This window comes from Rhizobium sp. Root483D2 (genome assembly GCF_001426685.1).
GTDB classification, from domain to species: Bacteria; Pseudomonadota; Alphaproteobacteria; order Rhizobiales; family Rhizobiaceae; genus Pararhizobium; species Pararhizobium qamdonense.
In genome coordinates, this window is record NZ_LMFB01000034.1 from 3,543 (window position 1) to 4,648 (window position 1,106).

The 1,106-nt window shown below is 61.1% G+C and carries 1 protein-coding gene; it reads left to right on the forward strand.

What is annotated here, in order from left to right; translation table 11 throughout:
- Nucleotides 1-108: 108 nt before the first annotated feature.
- The coding region (gene tdh, locus ASD32_RS21765; protein WP_060640132.1) for an L-threonine 3-dehydrogenase at nucleotides 109-1,106 on the forward strand (998 nt) is incomplete at its 3' end.

The following is a 1,106-nucleotide window of genomic DNA, read 5'->3' on the forward strand; positions in this document are numbered from 1 at the left end:
TTTGCGTGGGCCGCAGATCACCCCACCCCGCCGCTGCGCGCCGACCCTCCCCCTCAAGGGGAGGGTGGAAGANNNCGCCGCTGACAAGAATAGTCCAAGGAACCACCGATGACCAACATGATGAAAGCCCTCGTCAAATCCAGAGCCGAACCCGGCCTGTGGATGGAGCATGTTCCCGTCCCCGAACCCGGTCCCAACGACGTCTTGATCAAGGTGAGGAAATCGGCGATCTGCGGCACCGACGTGCATATCTGGAACTGGGACCAATGGGCGCAAAAGACCATTCCGGTGCCGATGGTCGTCGGCCATGAATTTGTCGGCGTGATTGCTGAGATTGGTTCGGCCGTCACCAAATATCATGTTGGCGAGCGCGTCTCGGGCGAGGGCCATATCGTCTGCGGCAAGTGCCGCAATTGCCGGGCGGGCCGGGGGCATCTGTGCCGCAACACGCTGGGTGTCGGCGTGCACCGGCCGGGCTCGTTCGGCGAATATGTCTGCATTCCCGAATATAATGTCGTTGCCATTCCAGACGAGGTGCCCGACGAGGTCGCGGCGATCTTCGACCCGTTTGGCAATGCCGTGCACACGGCGCTGTCCTTCGATGTGGTCGGCGAGGACGTGCTGGTGACCGGCGCCGGGCCGATCGGCATCATGGGCGCGCTGGTCGCCAAACGCTCCGGTGCGCGTAAGGTGGTGATTACCGACATCAACCCGGTGCGCCTCGCGCTCGCCGAAACGATGGGCATCGATTACGTCGTCGATGCGTCAAGGGAAAACCTGTCGGATGTGATGACACGCATCGGCATGACCGAGGGGTTCGATGTCGGATTGGAGATGTCGGGGGCAGCGCCCGCGTTTCGCGACATGATTGATAAGATGAACAATGGCGGCAAGATCGCCATTCTCGGCATTGCATCCACCGGTTTCGAGATCGACTGGAACAAGGTGATCTTCAAGATGCTCAACCTGAAGGGCATCTATGGCCGCGAGATGTTCGAGAGCTGGTACAAGATGATCGCCTTCGTGCAGGGCGGCCTCGACCTCACCCCCATCATCACCCACCGCATCGGCATCGACGATTTCCGCGAGGGGTTCGAGGCCATGCG